A 13,218-nucleotide genomic window follows, 5' to 3' on the forward strand; every position below is an offset into this window, starting at 1 on the left:
TAATTTTGAACGACTTTACGACTTATTAGGTCATGGATTGAGATGACTGTTTATAACAAATTAAAAATTGCCATTTTCACCATTATGTCTTCACCTTCTATTTATGCGATTACATTAGACCCTATACAAATTCAGTCTGCACCTGGCGATTTGTTATATGCCGAAATGAATTTCCAACAAGCTGATCCCAACGCTACATTACAAGTCAGTTTGGCAACTCCTGAAGATTTAAGCGCGTTAGGAGTGACTCATCAGCCGCCCGGAAATCTTAATTTTTATACACGCCAAAATGGCCAAGGCTCAGGGGTTATTGTGATTACCTCATCTCGCCCTGTGATTGATCCTGAACTGAATATTGTAGTAAAAATTAGTGAAGGTTCTGCCACCCGTTTACAGCATATCAAAACCGTAATTAAACCTTCTTCTATAAAGAAGAATGAAAATAACGAAAGTACTTTATCACCTCAGTTTATTGTCAATGAAAAAGATATTGCTCTAAATCTGCCAGAAAGTACCCGTTATGCATCAACAACTTCGGCTCCAGCGACAACTGATTCGAATGGTGAACATAGCCTTAACATTAGCTCTGGAACTGCTCCCCCTATAAACACCAACTCATCCAATACATCCAGCGAAAGCTCTTCTAGTCAGGTTGCTCAACAAGTTACAGCAAATACTACTTCTGATCAGGTAGCATCAGAAAGTCCAGTTAAACCAACCACCGCCAAAACAGTTGCAAATAACTCAGCAAAAACTCCAGTCAACAAACTAACAGCGAAAAAGAAATCTACGCCTCAAAAGACGCTCAACCAAAACCCTGCCAAGAAACAAACCCTAAGTCCCTATAAAGGCCCAGCAACATCAGGTAAATATGTAGTACAGCGCAACGAGTCTTTATGGAGCATTGCTAATCGTATCGCAGCAAAAACCAAACAACCTGTTGCGAAAGTCATGCATGATATTCAAGCTCAAAACAGACATGCTTTTATTCAGGGCGATGTAAATCGTTTACGTCAAGGAATTGCGCTTAATCTAGCCCACTCACCTGCTCATAAACCTCAGCAAAACAAGCCAAAAACAGACATAGCACCTACTGCAAAATCAACTTCTGGCAAGGCAAAATACCGTTTACAGCAAGCTGAAATGAGTATTGTGGCTGAAAACAGCCAAAATTCTACACATGGAACTGCTAAGAAGAGCACACAACAAGGTCAAAACAATACTGAGTTAGCAGTAAAAGTTATGACAACACGAGAAAAAACCGTTACATTACAAAGGAATGTAACCAAACTAAATCAAACTTTACGTTTAAAAGACCAACGTATTCAACTTTTGAATGCACGTTTGGCAGAGTTACAACAGCAGTTACAAGCACAGCAACAGACTCATAAGCAAAAACATTAAGTTAAAATTAGAGTTAGCTCGCTTTATATTGCAAATATTTATTTTTTAAGGGGAAAGTAATGTTATATGTGATTCCGTTCATCATATTGCTCGTGGTCGCTGTCATTTTAAAAAAACGCGAAAATAGCCAGAAGCAAGAGGCTAACTCCCCTAAAACGGTAAGTAGAAAAACCAATAAAAAAGCGAACTCTAAAACAAGTAAAAACTCGCGTGAAAAAAGTAAAGTCAATGTGGTTGAAGACCCCATTCCCTCTACTCCACAAAGTAGCCCTGTTCCGGATGCTGTACGTCAAAAAATTCAGCTACTTATTCAAGAAAGACAATTCTCAGCCGCTGAAGCTCAAGTCAATCAGGCGCTCAAAAAAGATAATACACAACATGAACTTTATTTATTGCTACTAGAGATTCATATTGCACAAAAAGATGAGTTTGCAATAACTCAACTGATTGGCCATATTCGCAGTTTGTCACTCAATGAAATAGCCATTCAAGCAGAAGCCAAACAAAAAGAGTATGAGTCATCAAGACAACCTGATGCCATCGATTTTCCTCAAGCTCAAATATCCCAAGAGCCAAAAAATAAAGCTGACACAACAGCTCAGTTTGACCAGTTAACAGCAAGTTCTTCTGAGGCTTCTTTTGATAACTTGCAGCAAGACTATACCCCTGTAAAGCAAGAACCTGCTGTTGAAGTTGAACCTTTAGAGTTTAACTTTTCATTCGAACAAACCACGACTACAGAAAGTGGCAGCCAACCGACCCAAGAATCGGAGTTACCATCATCTCAACAAACAAATGATTTGGCTGACTTAGATTTTTCTTTTGATTTAGCACCACTGCATGAACCTGAGGAAAAAGCTCAAGTAGTAGAAATACCAGCAGACCAAGAGAACAATACGAATGTTTTGGATTTTAATCTTGAATTAAATCCTGCAAATTCGGAGCTAAAAACTCATGAGCAGACCTCATCGTTAGATGAGCTTAAATTGTTAGAACAAGCTCCATTAGAACCAATTTCAATAGCACCTCTTGAGTTTTCTTTAGATGAACCTACCTTAGTCACAACATCAGAGATTGACACTCAAAATCATATAAATTTAGTAGGTGAAGAGACTACTCCAGCTCAAACTCAAGACCCTCTTTTAGAAGCTTTTCCAGAATTAAAACAGTTAGATGAAAATGAACTTGATCTAAAACTTGCAGAGCAATACATCAAGTTAGGTGCTTATCCGGCAGCTCAAGCGTTATTGGCAAGTAATGAGCAAAAATTCAACACAGAACAACAACAACGCGCGAAAAACCTACTTAATCGCATAGCTTCTTAGAACTGTTCGATTTACCATAAGCAGTCAGAGATGACTGCTTTTTTATGCCTGCAAAAATATGAAAAAAATAGCCTTATTTTATATGGGTGGTACTTTTGGTTGCATTGGTGAACCTTTAGCTCCTATGCCTTATGACCAATTCCTACCTCAACTTGAAAAAGTGATTCCCCCACACTTAACAGTTGACTGCTTCGCTGCGCCCAATATTGTTGATAGCAGTGCATGTACAGCACCTGATTGGTTACGTCTAATTCAACGCATACAACAACTACAACTTGAAGGTTATCAACATTTCGTTGTTATTCATGGTACAGACACTCTCAGTTATGCGGCTGCAACCCTAGCCCGCTTTTTAGGCCAAAGCTGTCATATTGTAATTACTGGTAGCCAATACCCGTTACTTAATATTCAAGGTGACAATACTCGTGAATTTACTGATGCAATTGAGAACTTATACCTTGCATTAGAACAAGTGATTTCTCTACCTGTGGGTGCTTATCTCGCATTCCACCATCAAGTATTCCACGCACAAACTGCATTAAAAACGCATACGACTGAACTCGATGCTTTTTCAGGTTTAAGTAGTGAAGTTGAGTTTACGCCTCAGCGAAATGAATTGATCGTACAAGACACACAAATTGAACGAGCAGCTTCATTTCAGATTTTAAACTGGATGATGCAACCGATTGCAACAGAGCACTTAGTTCAGCAATTACGTCACTTACTTCCAGCCCCTCCGCACTTTTTAGTGTTACAAGGTTTTGGTACGGGTAATATTGCGGCAAACCAAGAATTACTCGCAACATTAGATGAACTGTATGCTCATGGTTGTGTTGCAATTTTGGCAACACAAGTGACTTTTGGTGGTATTGATCAACGTTATGCAATTAGTGCATGGGCGAAAACTGCAAAAATTGTCATTAGTGATGCTAATAGTCATGCAGATCTCTATGCAAAAGCACTTCAAATCTATTTAAAATACCCAACTCCAGAACAATGGCTAAGCCATTGGAACGAAAATTTGCATTAAACAGAGGTAAAGCCATGCAACGTTATGCGGTCGGTATTGAATTTAGCGGAGTTCAATACCGAGGTTGGCAAACACAACAGCCAGGCGTTGCCAGCGTTCAGGAAACGATTGAGCGTGTACTTAGCAAAATTGCAGATGAGCCTATCGCACTTCACGGCGCGGGTCGTACTGACGCTGGAGTACATGCAACAAATATGGTGGCACACTTTGATACGAACGCTATTCGTCCAGAAACAGGATGGTTAAGAGGGGCAAACAGCCAACTGCCTAAAGATATTTCCATTCAGTGGATTAAACTGATGGATGAAAGTTTTCATGCGCGTTTTAAAGCGACTGCACGACGTTACCGCTATATCATCTATAACACGCCCCATCGCCCAGCACTATTATACAAACAAGTTACTCACATTTACCAAAAGCTAGATGTGAAAAAAATGATTGAAGCTGCCAGTAAGTTTGAAGGAACGCATAACTTTGAAACCTTTCGCGCAGCAGCATGTCAGTCCAATCAGCCTGTGCGACATGTAACGCATTGCCGTTTATTTGAACATGGACGCTATTTGGTTCTAGATATTCAAGCAGATGGTTTTTTACATCACATGGTACGCAATATTGTCGGTTGCTTACTCGAAATTGGTCAAGGTATGTATGAAATTGATCATATCGATGCGATGTTTGCGGCACAGGATCGTAAAGCAGCTGGTGTAACTGCCCCACCCGATGGCCTTTATTTTATTCAGTGTAATTATCCTGAGCAGTTTGATTTACCGCAGCCACCACTTGGACCACATTGGCTAAACCTACCTGAGTAAGCTTAGCCAATTCAACCTATACTTAATCTAGCGATGCTGTTTACGCTTACGGTACTCAACCGGTGTCTCATTCGTCCAACGCTTAAAAGCACGATAGAACGTACTTGGTTCAGAGAAACCTGTTAAATACACAATACGCTCAACACTCTCATTGGTATTTGCCAAAAGCTTTTTAGCCAAACGGCAACGATAGTCAGAAAGTATTTGTTGAAAACTGGTATTCGCCTCACTGAGCTGAGTACGTAAACGACGCGGAGTAATATTCAACTGAGCAGCCACCGTTTCCAACGTAGTTTCTCCGCTTTCTAGTGTTGAACCAATTGCGCGACGAACTTCACCCACTAAATCATAACGGGCCAGTTCCTGCAATTTTTCAATTGCGAGCTGCTCATGCAATTGCAATAACTCAGGCTCTGCTTGCCAAAGCTGGAAATCTAAAATAGCAGGGTCAAAATATAAACGTGTCTCTTTCTGACCTAAGCTCACTGGGCAGCCGAATACACGGAAATATTCATCCTCAGAAGCACCTTCACTAAAATTAAAATCGATGAAGATAGGATGAAATTGCCCTTCGGTAATGAATTTAAAGAATCTAAGTATACCTGAAATTGCACATTCGGAAAAATGACGGTTGACTAGATTGTCAGCGCCAATCTGTTCGCCATTGGTTAAATAACAACGTCCTTCTTCAACTACCAGTTTTGCATCAAATGCATCACTAATGAGTCGTTGATAAGCTAAAGCTCGTTTTAAGCCTTCACCAAAGGTTTCACTACTAATAAATAGATGTTCAATCACCTGCCCTCGATACAAAGGCAAATGCTCACCTAAATGCAGACCGATGTCTGGATCTTTACTGACTTCCTGAGCGGCAGTCCAAAAGGCGTACTGTGCACTTAACGGTGTACGTGCATTGGTATCGACCTGATTTAAAGCAACTCCCGCTTTGGTTAATATTTCTTCTGTTGGCAAACCCGCACGACGAATCGCTTGGTAGCCAAAGCGTAATACAACTGATGCATCTGTTAGCTGACCCACGCAGTGCCCTTCCATGTAGATACTTCATTGATATTTAGGGCTGTTGACCTTTATGCAATTAACAGTCCCTAATAACTATGATTTTAGATTAGCGTTGATTGACCAAACTGACAACAGAATTACTCTTCTTTTGTGAAAAAAATTACATCTTTTTTTATTAGTCATACTTTAACCAGATGCTTTAGCAGAAGTGTGTCTATCTTGTTTTTTTTAAAAAAATTGACTATAATTTGCGCCTTTCCAATTTGATCATCAGGTAGGCTATGGCCAATAAAGAGGAACTCATTGAGTTCGAAGGCGTTGTCACCGAAACGCTTCCTAATACGATGTTCCGTGTACGTCTTGAAAACGGTCACGAAGTTATTGCACACATTTCTGGTAAAATGCGTAAACACTATATTCGTATTCTTACTGGCGACAGTGTAAAAGTCGAAATGACTCCATATGACTTAACTAAAGGTCGTATTACGTACCGTGCTCGCTAATTAGTGAATGCAAAAAAGCCACTTTATGATGTGGCTTTTTTATTGCGTCATTTATTCATTTAAGCGACTGGTTTTACATCCTACCGTTTGGCATTCACGCAATCTTTCTTGCAGCCAATGGTTTCTTTCCTGCGTTGTCTGTAAACGACATTGCACGTCTACGCTATTCCTATTTGAATCTGTACACTCGGCATCACGTTGACGTATCCATGCAAGTTGAGACTTCTTAAGAATATTTTTCTGCGCGGTGTTTAACTTTACTCGTAGAGCTTGATAATTCTTATTCAGATCTGCATCAGCGTTCGCATAAATTTTATTTGTACAGTAAATATCATCGTAAGTATTGCGGGCACTATCACAGTTATCCGCATAGACCGAAGTCACTCCAACGCTGAATAAAAAAGCAAAAACTATTTTTCTCATCCTTTTCTTCCTTAAGTTTTTTATGAAATTATTATTAAAGCGGTTCGAATGTAATTGATAAATCTAAAAACAAATTCACTTTCATTTATCATAATCTTCCTTTTTTACTTTACAAGCTTGTAAATACAACCTATTGTTCTTTAATAATAAATATAATTTTATATAGAGAGAAAAATGAACATATATACCCGATGCCAAATTGGCCTATTCTCTTTCATAATGATTTATCTTAACGGTTGTGCTAGCCATCCACGCCAATCTATAGATTTACAAGAATATTTAAAAGGTTTTCTAGGTAAATCAACGGCGACTATTCAACAAGATATCAATCTACGGAGTCTTGGCTTTCAAGTCGCCAACACTCCACAAAAAACATCCAATCAACTCATCTATACGATTTTACGTCCGTTAAGCATTCCAATTCCGATGGTGAGTAATGTTGATATGAGAGGTGGTTCTGTTCCCATACAATCGGGGAATTTAAGCAGTAACTCTTATGATCTAAATTTCAACTGCAAAGTGATTTTCCAGCTTAAGAATGATATTGCCGAGTCTATTCAATATGAAGGTAAAGCCTGCTAAAACATAGGCACAAAAAAACGCAGCGTTGAGCTGCGTTTTTTATAAGAAGCTTTTAAGCAAGAGCAGCGACAACTGCCTCACCCATCTCAGCTGTACCAACTTTTGTCATGCCTTCAGACATAATATCCGCTGTACGTAAGCCTTGATCAAGTACTTGACCTACTGCATCTTCAATTGCTTTTGCAGCAGCTTCTTCACGGAATGTATAGCGAAGCATCATTGCAACTGAAAGAATTGTTGCCAATGGGTTCGCCACATTCTGACCCGCGATATCCGGTGCAGAACCATGACAAGGCTCATACATACCCTTGCCATTTTCATCTAACGATGCAGATGGCAACATGCCGATTGAGCCTGTAAGCATTGCTGCTTCATCAGATAAGATATCGCCAAACAAGTTACCGGTTACAATCACATCAAACTGTTTAGGCGCACGCACAAGTTGCATTGCAGCATTATCGACATACATATGTGAAAGCTGAATATTTGAATAATTCGCTTGCTGTAAATCAGTGACTGTTTGCTTCCAAAGTTCTGTTACTTCCAAAACGTTCGCTTTATCAACTGAACAAACTTTACCACCACGCAAGCCGGCAAGTTCAAAAGCTACTTTTGCAATGCGCTTAATTTCGCTTTCAGAATAAACGTCAGTGTTATAACCTTGTTTCTCACCGTTTTCGAGTTCACGAATACCACGTGGCTGACCAAAATAAATACCGCCGGTAAGTTCACGAACAATAAGAATATCTAAGCCAGCAACAATTTCAGGCTTTAAGCTAGAAGCATCTGCTAATTGAGGATATAAAATCGCTGGACGCAAATTAGCGAACAAGTTTAGCTCACTACGAATTTTTAAAAGACCACGTTCAGGACGAATAGAGCGCTCAATGGTGTCCCATTTCGGTCCGCCTACCGCACCCAACAAAATTGCATCAGCTTTTTTTGCTTGTTCACTTGTTACAGCAGGATACGGTTCACCATGTGCATCAATTGCCGCACCGCCTAATAAGCCATGTTCCCAAGTTAACGATAAATTAAATTTTTCATTTACTGTATTTAATACTTTTTCTGCCGCCCCAACAATTTCAGGACCAATACCATCACCAGCCAAAATTAAAATCTGTTTAGACATAAATTTTTCCATTTTCCAAAGACAAGCAGCGTTATAACTGCCGTGGCGTTAGTTTTTTCTGTTCGACAAATTCACCTAGCCCTGTTGTCACATCAAATGGTCGACAAAAGCGGCGAATAACTCGCTCATCTTGTTCTAAGTCAACGCATAATGGATCTGGTACAGAAACATTCAGCAAACTACCCGAACGGTTAGTTTTGTCTCGGTACATTTTAAATGTATAGCGATGGTTGGCATTAAACTGGTGAATAACATGGATTGTTTCAGCCCGATCTGGAGAGATCGGATAGAAACGGATTACCACTTCATATTGTTTAGCAGGTACAGATAAATACAAGCTGTTGCTTTGGCTAAGCACTGAACCTTGTAATCGTACAATTCCTTGATGAATTGCCTGATTACTAATTCGACGTGTTTGCGCATCCACTACAGTAATATCATTTAGTCGTTCAAATTCACAACTTTTCGCACCCGAACAATATATCGCTGCATTCTGCCCCAAACTATCTTGTTCAGCCTGCTTAATACGGACAGTATCCACTACATTGTAAGTGCTCTGACAAGCACTGAGTGTTATTGCGCACAGGCTCAACAAAAAGCTATGAGTAACGTTCCTCTTCATTGTTCAAGCCCAATCCTCATCTAGTGCATAATTTTAAGGTGTTTTTATGCTTTAGCATGTTAGCAAGAGTTTGAACGCTACGCCATGGCTATGTTTAAAATGTACCAAAAGGTTAATTTAACTCTTGGAATACCCAAGGACGAACTTGTTTAGTTTTTTCTTCATAAGCGCGAATTGCATCCGCATTTTGAAGCGTTAAACCAATATCATCCAAACCATTTAACAAGCAATGCTTACGAAATGGATCAACTTCAAATTTAAAAGCTTCACCTGTTGGCGTACGTACTTCTTGAGCCGCTAAATCAATTGTTAATTGATACCCTTCATTGGCAGCACATTCTTTAAATAACTGATCAACAACTTCTTCTGGCAAAATGACAGGTAACATGCCATTTTTGAAACAGTTATTAAAGAAAATATCAGCAAAGCTTGGGGCAATAACAGTACGGAAACCATATTCGTTTAATGCCCAAGGCGCATGCTCACGGCTTGAACCACAACCAAAGTTAGTTCGAGCAATCAAAACTGTTGCTCCTTGATAACGAGGCTGGTTTAAAACGAAATCCGGATTTTTGGGACGCACTGAATTGTCTTGTCCCGGATAACCTTCATCTAAATAACGAAGCTCATCAAATAAATTGTCTCCAAAACCTGTACGTTTGATTGATTTCAAAAACTGTTTTGGAATAATTAAATCTGTATCAACATTGGCACGATCTAATGGTGCAACGATACCTTGTTCAACTGTATAAGCTTTCATGGTTTGCTCCAGACCGAATTAAAATGAACGAACATCAACAAAGTGACCTGCAATTGCAGCCGCTGCCGCCATTGCCGGGCTCACTAAGTGAGTGCGACCACCATTGCCTTGACGGCCTTCAAAGTTACGATTAGACGTCGATGCACAGTGTTCACCTGGTTGTAACTTGTCTGCATTCATTGCTAAACACATTGAACAACCCGGCTCACGCCATTCAAAGCCAGCTTCCAAGAAGATTTTGTCCAAGCCTTCTTTTTCAGCCTGTTGTTTAACTAAACCAGACCCCGGAACAATCATAGCTTGCTTAATGGTAGAAGCTACCTTACGGCCCTTAACTACCTCAGCTGCAGCACGGATATCTTCAATACGAGAGTTGGTACAAGAACCGATAAAGACACGATCAAGTTGAATATCACCTAATGCCTGTCCTGCATTTAAACCCATATATTGATAAGCACGTGTCCAGTCATTACGCTGAACATCATCTTTCGCTTGTTCTAAAGTTGGTACAGCTTCAGTGACCGGAATAACCATCTCAGGTGAAGTTCCCCAAGATACTTGTGGTTCGATTTCCGCGCCATTTAACTCAACTACAGCATCGAACACAGCATCGTCATCTGAATGCAATGTGTTCCAGTAAGCAACGGCTTGTTCCCATTGCTCACCTTTTGGTGCATAGCTACGGCCTTTCACATATCCAATAGTTTTGTCATCGACTGCAACCATACCAACACGGGCACCTGCTTCAATTGCCATGTTACATACCGTCATACGCCCTTCAATCGACATATCACGGAACACTTGGCCACCGAACTCGATTGCATAGCCTGTACCACCAGCAGTACCAATTTTAGCAATGATTGCTAACACCACATCTTTTGGTGTTACGCCCTTGCCCAATACGCCATCTACACGTACTAACATATTTTTAGATTTTTTCTGGATCAAACATTGTGTTGCTAACACATGTTCAACTTCAGATGTTCCAATACCATGCGCCAAGCAACCGAAAGCACCGTGAGTTGCTGTATGTGAATCACCACATACAACTGTCATGCCCGGCAAGGTTAAACCCTGTTCGGGTCCAACCACATGCACAATACCTTGACGAATATCATTGATGCTAAATTCAACGATATTGAAAGCTTTACAGTTGTCATCTAAGGTTTGAACTTGAATACGGGATGTATCATCTTCAATACCGGCGATACCTTGGTCACGTTCTTTTTTAGATGTTGGAACGTTGTGGTCCGGTGTCGCAACGTTTGCACTTAAACGCCATGGTTGACGACCCGCAAGTTGCAAACCTTCAAATGCTTGTGGACTAGTCACTTCATGCAATAAATGACGGTCAATATAAAGTAAACATGAGCCATCATCACGCTGTGAAACAACGTGGTCATCCCACAATTTGTCATATAAAGTTTTGCCTGCCATGTCGTCTTGCTCCATTGGACTGGGTAATTCTAATCTTTCTTCGATTATAGCCAGAGTTTCACATAAATCTAATTTATCATTTTTATAAATTAGAAAACTTTTTGGAATTAATCATCATCCTTTTGAGATACATCATATTTAATAAATCGTTTTTGTTAATGATTATCATTTGCATAATCAATTTTTAATCTTATACTCTACTCTCTATACTAAAAATATCTAAAGTGGCTAAAGAGAATGATCATGGCTAATATTCAAAAATTCGTTATAAATAATCAACGTACCTTAAAGAAAACCTTAAGCTATTACATTATGCATATTAGTGTAGCGATGCTAGTCGCATACTTTGTAACAGGTAATATCTGGATGGCTTTAACATTAAGTATGCTTGAACCAACCGTACAAGCTTTTGCCTTTTTCTTCCATGAAAAAGTATGGGCAGCTAAAGATCGCCGCGTATCAGCCTTAGCCGAAAAAGAAACAGCGGCTTAGACTAAAATTAGTGCGGTAATTCACAACTTTCTCACTCGATTCGCTGCAAGCATGATACGATTTTGGCTTGGCAACTTTAGCCTCTCGATTTTTCTATTCCAAGTTGAGTTGTATTATGAATCTTGCAGCCTTTGAAGCTTTTGTAAAAGTTATGGAAACAGGGTCTATCTCTGTGGCAGCAGATCAGTTATTTATTACTCAACCTGCTGTTACCAAACGAATTCATAGCTTAGAAGAATATTTTGGCGTAAAACTCTTTGAGTCCGCAGGCCGAGGTGTTCAAGCAACTCATGCTGCACATTCATTATTACCTAAGGTTAAAAACTGGCTCAATGAGCTGGGTGATATTCACCATACGCTTAGCCATGAACAAACGCAGGTGCAAGGCCGCTTAAAAGTCGGTACGAGTCATCATATTGGTTTGCATCATTTACCTGCACCACTTAAACACTTTGTTCAGCAATTTCCTCAAGTCACCTTAGATGTGCATTTTGTTGATTCAGAGCAAGCGCATGAACAAGTATTGGCTGGTGATTTAGAGCTAGCATTTTTAACGCTTCCACCTTCAGGTGATGAGCGTCTTAACTACATTACGATCTGGAATGATCCTTTAGTCTTTGTTGCCGCTCCATTTCATCCACTGGCTCAAAAAAAGAATCTCACCTTACAAGATTTAATTGAATATCCAAGCTTATTACCAGCTGCACAAACTTACACTGCTCAAATCACTTTAGCTGAGTTTGAAAAACAAGGGCTCAAACCAAAAATCACCATGAGCAATAACCCTCTTGAGTCTATTCGCATGTTGGTGTCGATTGGTTTAGGTTGGTCAGTTTTACCAAAAACTTTGCTGAATCAGGATATGCAGCAGCTTGATTTAAATGTTGAGATGAATCGTCAATTAGGCATGGTGTGGCATCCTGCACGTACTCAATCTAGAGCCATGCAGGAACTGATTAAAATGATGCAAGACTAGCCAATTAAATCGACCAGTCCTGAATTTCCCATTTATTTTCTTGAGCCAGTTTTTCAAGGCGATCATCAGGATTTACTGCAATTGCATGCGTTGCATATTCAAGTAAAAAACGGTCATTAATTGAATCGGAATAAGCCCAAGACTCAGACACGCTACGACCTTCCAACCATGCATCTAGACGTGCAAGCTTGCCTTTTTGATAACACGCTAAACCAGCAACTTTCCCAGTATATTTTCCGTCAGCCATTTCAGCATTGGTCGCTAAAATTTCAGTAATCCCAAATTCACGGAAAATTGGCGCAGTAATAAAATCACTTGTTGCCGTAATCCCTACAATGGTATGGCCTAAATCTTGATGTTTTTTGATTGCATCAAAACCTTTTGGGCGCATTTGCGGACGAATCACTTTTTGCATGAACAATTGGTGAAGTTCAGTTAAATAATTATTGTCGTGCTGGGTTAAAAAGCCAAAAACGAATTCATTATAAGCATATGGGTCAAGTTGCCCTGCTTTGTAATCTTCATAAAATTTATCATTCATCTGACGATGATAAACCGGATCAACCAAACCTTCATTGACTAAAAATTCACCCCAAGAATGGTCTGAATCGGTATTTAACAAGGTATGGTCTAAATCAAACAACGCCAGTTTCATGAAAATTCTCGTTTAAACTGAAATTTAAGAAAAAAAATGTAAATC

15 protein-coding genes are annotated in these 13,218 nt (G+C 39.7%); 8 read left to right on the forward strand and 7 right to left on the reverse strand.

The window, feature by feature from the left end; all coding sequences use genetic code 11:
- Positions 1-42 precede the first annotated feature (42 nt).
- The 4 genes from POD11_RS09950 to truA are packed head-to-tail and all read left to right on the forward strand — an operon-like array spanning position 43 to position 4,571.
- Positions 43-1,404, forward strand: a complete 1,362-nt coding sequence (locus tag POD11_RS09950; RefSeq protein WP_262457083.1) for a type IV pilus assembly protein FimV — start codon at positions 43-45, stop codon at positions 1,402-1,404.
- A gap of 59 nt (positions 1,405-1,463) precedes the next feature.
- Positions 1,464-2,729, forward strand: a complete 1,266-nt coding sequence (locus POD11_RS09955; RefSeq protein WP_262457084.1) for a hypothetical protein — start codon at positions 1,464-1,466, stop codon at positions 2,727-2,729.
- 58 nt (positions 2,730-2,787) lie between these two features.
- The gene (locus tag POD11_RS09960) at positions 2,788-3,759 is read left to right on the forward strand and encodes an asparaginase (protein ID WP_262457085.1); all 972 of its coding nucleotides are present in this window, start codon (positions 2,788-2,790) and stop codon (positions 3,757-3,759) included.
- 14 nt (positions 3,760-3,773) lie between these two features.
- Entirely contained in the window at positions 3,774-4,571 is a 798-nt protein-coding gene (gene truA, locus POD11_RS09965) for a tRNA pseudouridine(38-40) synthase TruA (RefSeq protein WP_262457086.1), read from the forward strand.
- A gap of 27 nt (positions 4,572-4,598) precedes the next feature.
- Here the strand turns inward: truA and POD11_RS09970 are convergent, their stop codons facing one another.
- A complete protein-coding gene (locus tag POD11_RS09970) occupies positions 4,599-5,609 on the reverse strand; it encodes an AraC family transcriptional regulator (RefSeq protein WP_016142299.1) in 1,011 nt (336 codons plus the stop codon).
- 263 nt (positions 5,610-5,872) lie between these two features.
- On the opposite strand from POD11_RS09970, the gene infA reads away from it, so the two are divergent.
- Complete coding sequence (gene infA, locus POD11_RS09975; RefSeq protein WP_001284370.1) at positions 5,873-6,094, forward strand: translation initiation factor IF-1; 222 nt, start codon at positions 5,873-5,875, stop codon at positions 6,092-6,094.
- Between the two features lie 51 nt (positions 6,095-6,145).
- Here infA and POD11_RS09980 read toward each other — a convergent pair whose 3' ends face one another.
- On the reverse strand, positions 6,146-6,517 hold the full coding sequence (locus POD11_RS09980) for a lysozyme inhibitor LprI family protein (protein WP_087090074.1): 372 nt from the start codon (positions 6,515-6,517) through the stop codon (positions 6,146-6,148).
- Positions 6,518-6,691: 174 nt separating this feature from the next.
- Here POD11_RS09980 and POD11_RS09985 point away from each other — a divergent pair, with 174 nt between their 5' ends.
- Positions 6,692-7,099, forward strand: coding sequence for a hypothetical protein (locus POD11_RS09985; protein ID WP_262457087.1), 408 nt, complete (start codon positions 6,692-6,694; stop codon positions 7,097-7,099).
- Positions 7,100-7,151: 52 nt separating this feature from the next.
- Here POD11_RS09985 and leuB read toward each other — a convergent pair whose 3' ends face one another.
- The 4 genes from leuB to leuC form a co-directional block, all read right to left on the reverse strand.
- A complete protein-coding gene (gene leuB / locus POD11_RS09990) occupies positions 7,152-8,231 on the reverse strand; it encodes a 3-isopropylmalate dehydrogenase (protein ID WP_002114882.1) in 1,080 nt (359 codons plus the stop codon).
- Positions 8,232-8,262: 31 nt separating this feature from the next.
- Positions 8,263-8,853, reverse strand: a complete 591-nt coding sequence (locus POD11_RS09995) for a hypothetical protein (protein WP_016144240.1) — start codon at positions 8,851-8,853, stop codon at positions 8,263-8,265.
- Between the two features lie 112 nt (positions 8,854-8,965).
- Entirely contained in the window at positions 8,966-9,613 is a 648-nt protein-coding gene (leuD, locus tag POD11_RS10000; RefSeq protein ID WP_016144239.1) for a 3-isopropylmalate dehydratase small subunit, read from the reverse strand.
- A gap of 18 nt (positions 9,614-9,631) precedes the next feature.
- A complete protein-coding gene (gene leuC / locus POD11_RS10005) occupies positions 9,632-11,050 on the reverse strand; it encodes a 3-isopropylmalate dehydratase large subunit (protein WP_262457088.1) in 1,419 nt (472 codons plus the stop codon).
- Positions 11,051-11,287: 237 nt separating this feature from the next.
- Between leuC and POD11_RS10010 the strand changes: the two genes are divergently transcribed.
- A complete protein-coding gene (locus POD11_RS10010) occupies positions 11,288-11,542 on the forward strand; it encodes a DUF2061 domain-containing protein (protein WP_199984189.1) in 255 nt (84 codons plus the stop codon).
- 115 nt (positions 11,543-11,657) lie between these two features.
- Entirely contained in the window at positions 11,658-12,518 is an 861-nt protein-coding gene (locus POD11_RS10015; protein WP_262457089.1) for a LysR family transcriptional regulator, read from the forward strand.
- A gap of 4 nt (positions 12,519-12,522) precedes the next feature.
- Here POD11_RS10015 and POD11_RS10020 read toward each other — a convergent pair whose 3' ends face one another.
- A complete protein-coding gene (locus POD11_RS10020) occupies positions 12,523-13,173 on the reverse strand; it encodes an HAD family hydrolase (protein ID WP_262457090.1) in 651 nt (216 codons plus the stop codon).
- Positions 13,174-13,218: the final 45 nt, after the last annotated feature.

Origin of the sequence: Acinetobacter sp. P1(2023) (assembly GCF_028367635.1) — a bacterium.
Taxonomy (GTDB): Bacteria; Pseudomonadota; Gammaproteobacteria; order Pseudomonadales; family Moraxellaceae; genus Acinetobacter; species Acinetobacter pittii_E.

What these genes read in the sequence shown, in the direction of transcription:
- POD11_RS09960 (WP_262457085.1), top strand. Translation starts at nt 2,788, where the DNA reads ATGAAAAAAATAGCCTTATTTTATATGGGTGGTACTTTTGGTTGCATT.
- infA (WP_001284370.1), top strand. Translation starts at nt 5,873, where the DNA reads ATGGCCAATAAAGAGGAACTCATTGAGTTCGAAGGCGTTGTCACCGAA.
- leuB (WP_002114882.1), bottom strand. Translation starts at nt 8,231, where the DNA reads ATGTCTAAACAGATTTTAATTTTGGCTGGTGATGGTATTGGTCCTGAA.
- POD11_RS10010 (WP_199984189.1), top strand. Translation starts at nt 11,288, where the DNA reads ATGATCATGGCTAATATTCAAAAATTCGTTATAAATAATCAACGTACC.
- POD11_RS10020 (WP_262457090.1), bottom strand. Translation starts at nt 13,173, where the DNA reads ATGAAACTGGCGTTGTTTGATTTAGACCATACCTTGTTAAATACCGAT.
- POD11_RS09950 (WP_262457083.1), top strand. Translation starts at nt 43, where the DNA reads ATGACTGTTTATAACAAATTAAAAATTGCCATTTTCACCATTATGTCT.
- truA (WP_262457086.1), top strand. Translation starts at nt 3,774, where the DNA reads ATGCAACGTTATGCGGTCGGTATTGAATTTAGCGGAGTTCAATACCGA.
- POD11_RS09980 (WP_087090074.1), bottom strand. Translation starts at nt 6,517, where the DNA reads ATGAGAAAAATAGTTTTTGCTTTTTTATTCAGCGTTGGAGTGACTTCG.
- POD11_RS10015 (WP_262457089.1), top strand. Translation starts at nt 11,658, where the DNA reads ATGAATCTTGCAGCCTTTGAAGCTTTTGTAAAAGTTATGGAAACAGGG.
- POD11_RS09985 (WP_262457087.1), top strand. Translation starts at nt 6,692, where the DNA reads ATGAACATATATACCCGATGCCAAATTGGCCTATTCTCTTTCATAATG.
- leuD (WP_016144239.1), bottom strand. Translation starts at nt 9,613, where the DNA reads ATGAAAGCTTATACAGTTGAACAAGGTATCGTTGCACCATTAGATCGT.
- leuC (WP_262457088.1), bottom strand. Translation starts at nt 11,050, where the DNA reads ATGGCAGGCAAAACTTTATATGACAAATTGTGGGATGACCACGTTGTT.
- POD11_RS09995 (WP_016144240.1), bottom strand. Translation starts at nt 8,853, where the DNA reads ATGAAGAGGAACGTTACTCATAGCTTTTTGTTGAGCCTGTGCGCAATA.
- POD11_RS09955 (WP_262457084.1), top strand. Translation starts at nt 1,464, where the DNA reads ATGTTATATGTGATTCCGTTCATCATATTGCTCGTGGTCGCTGTCATT.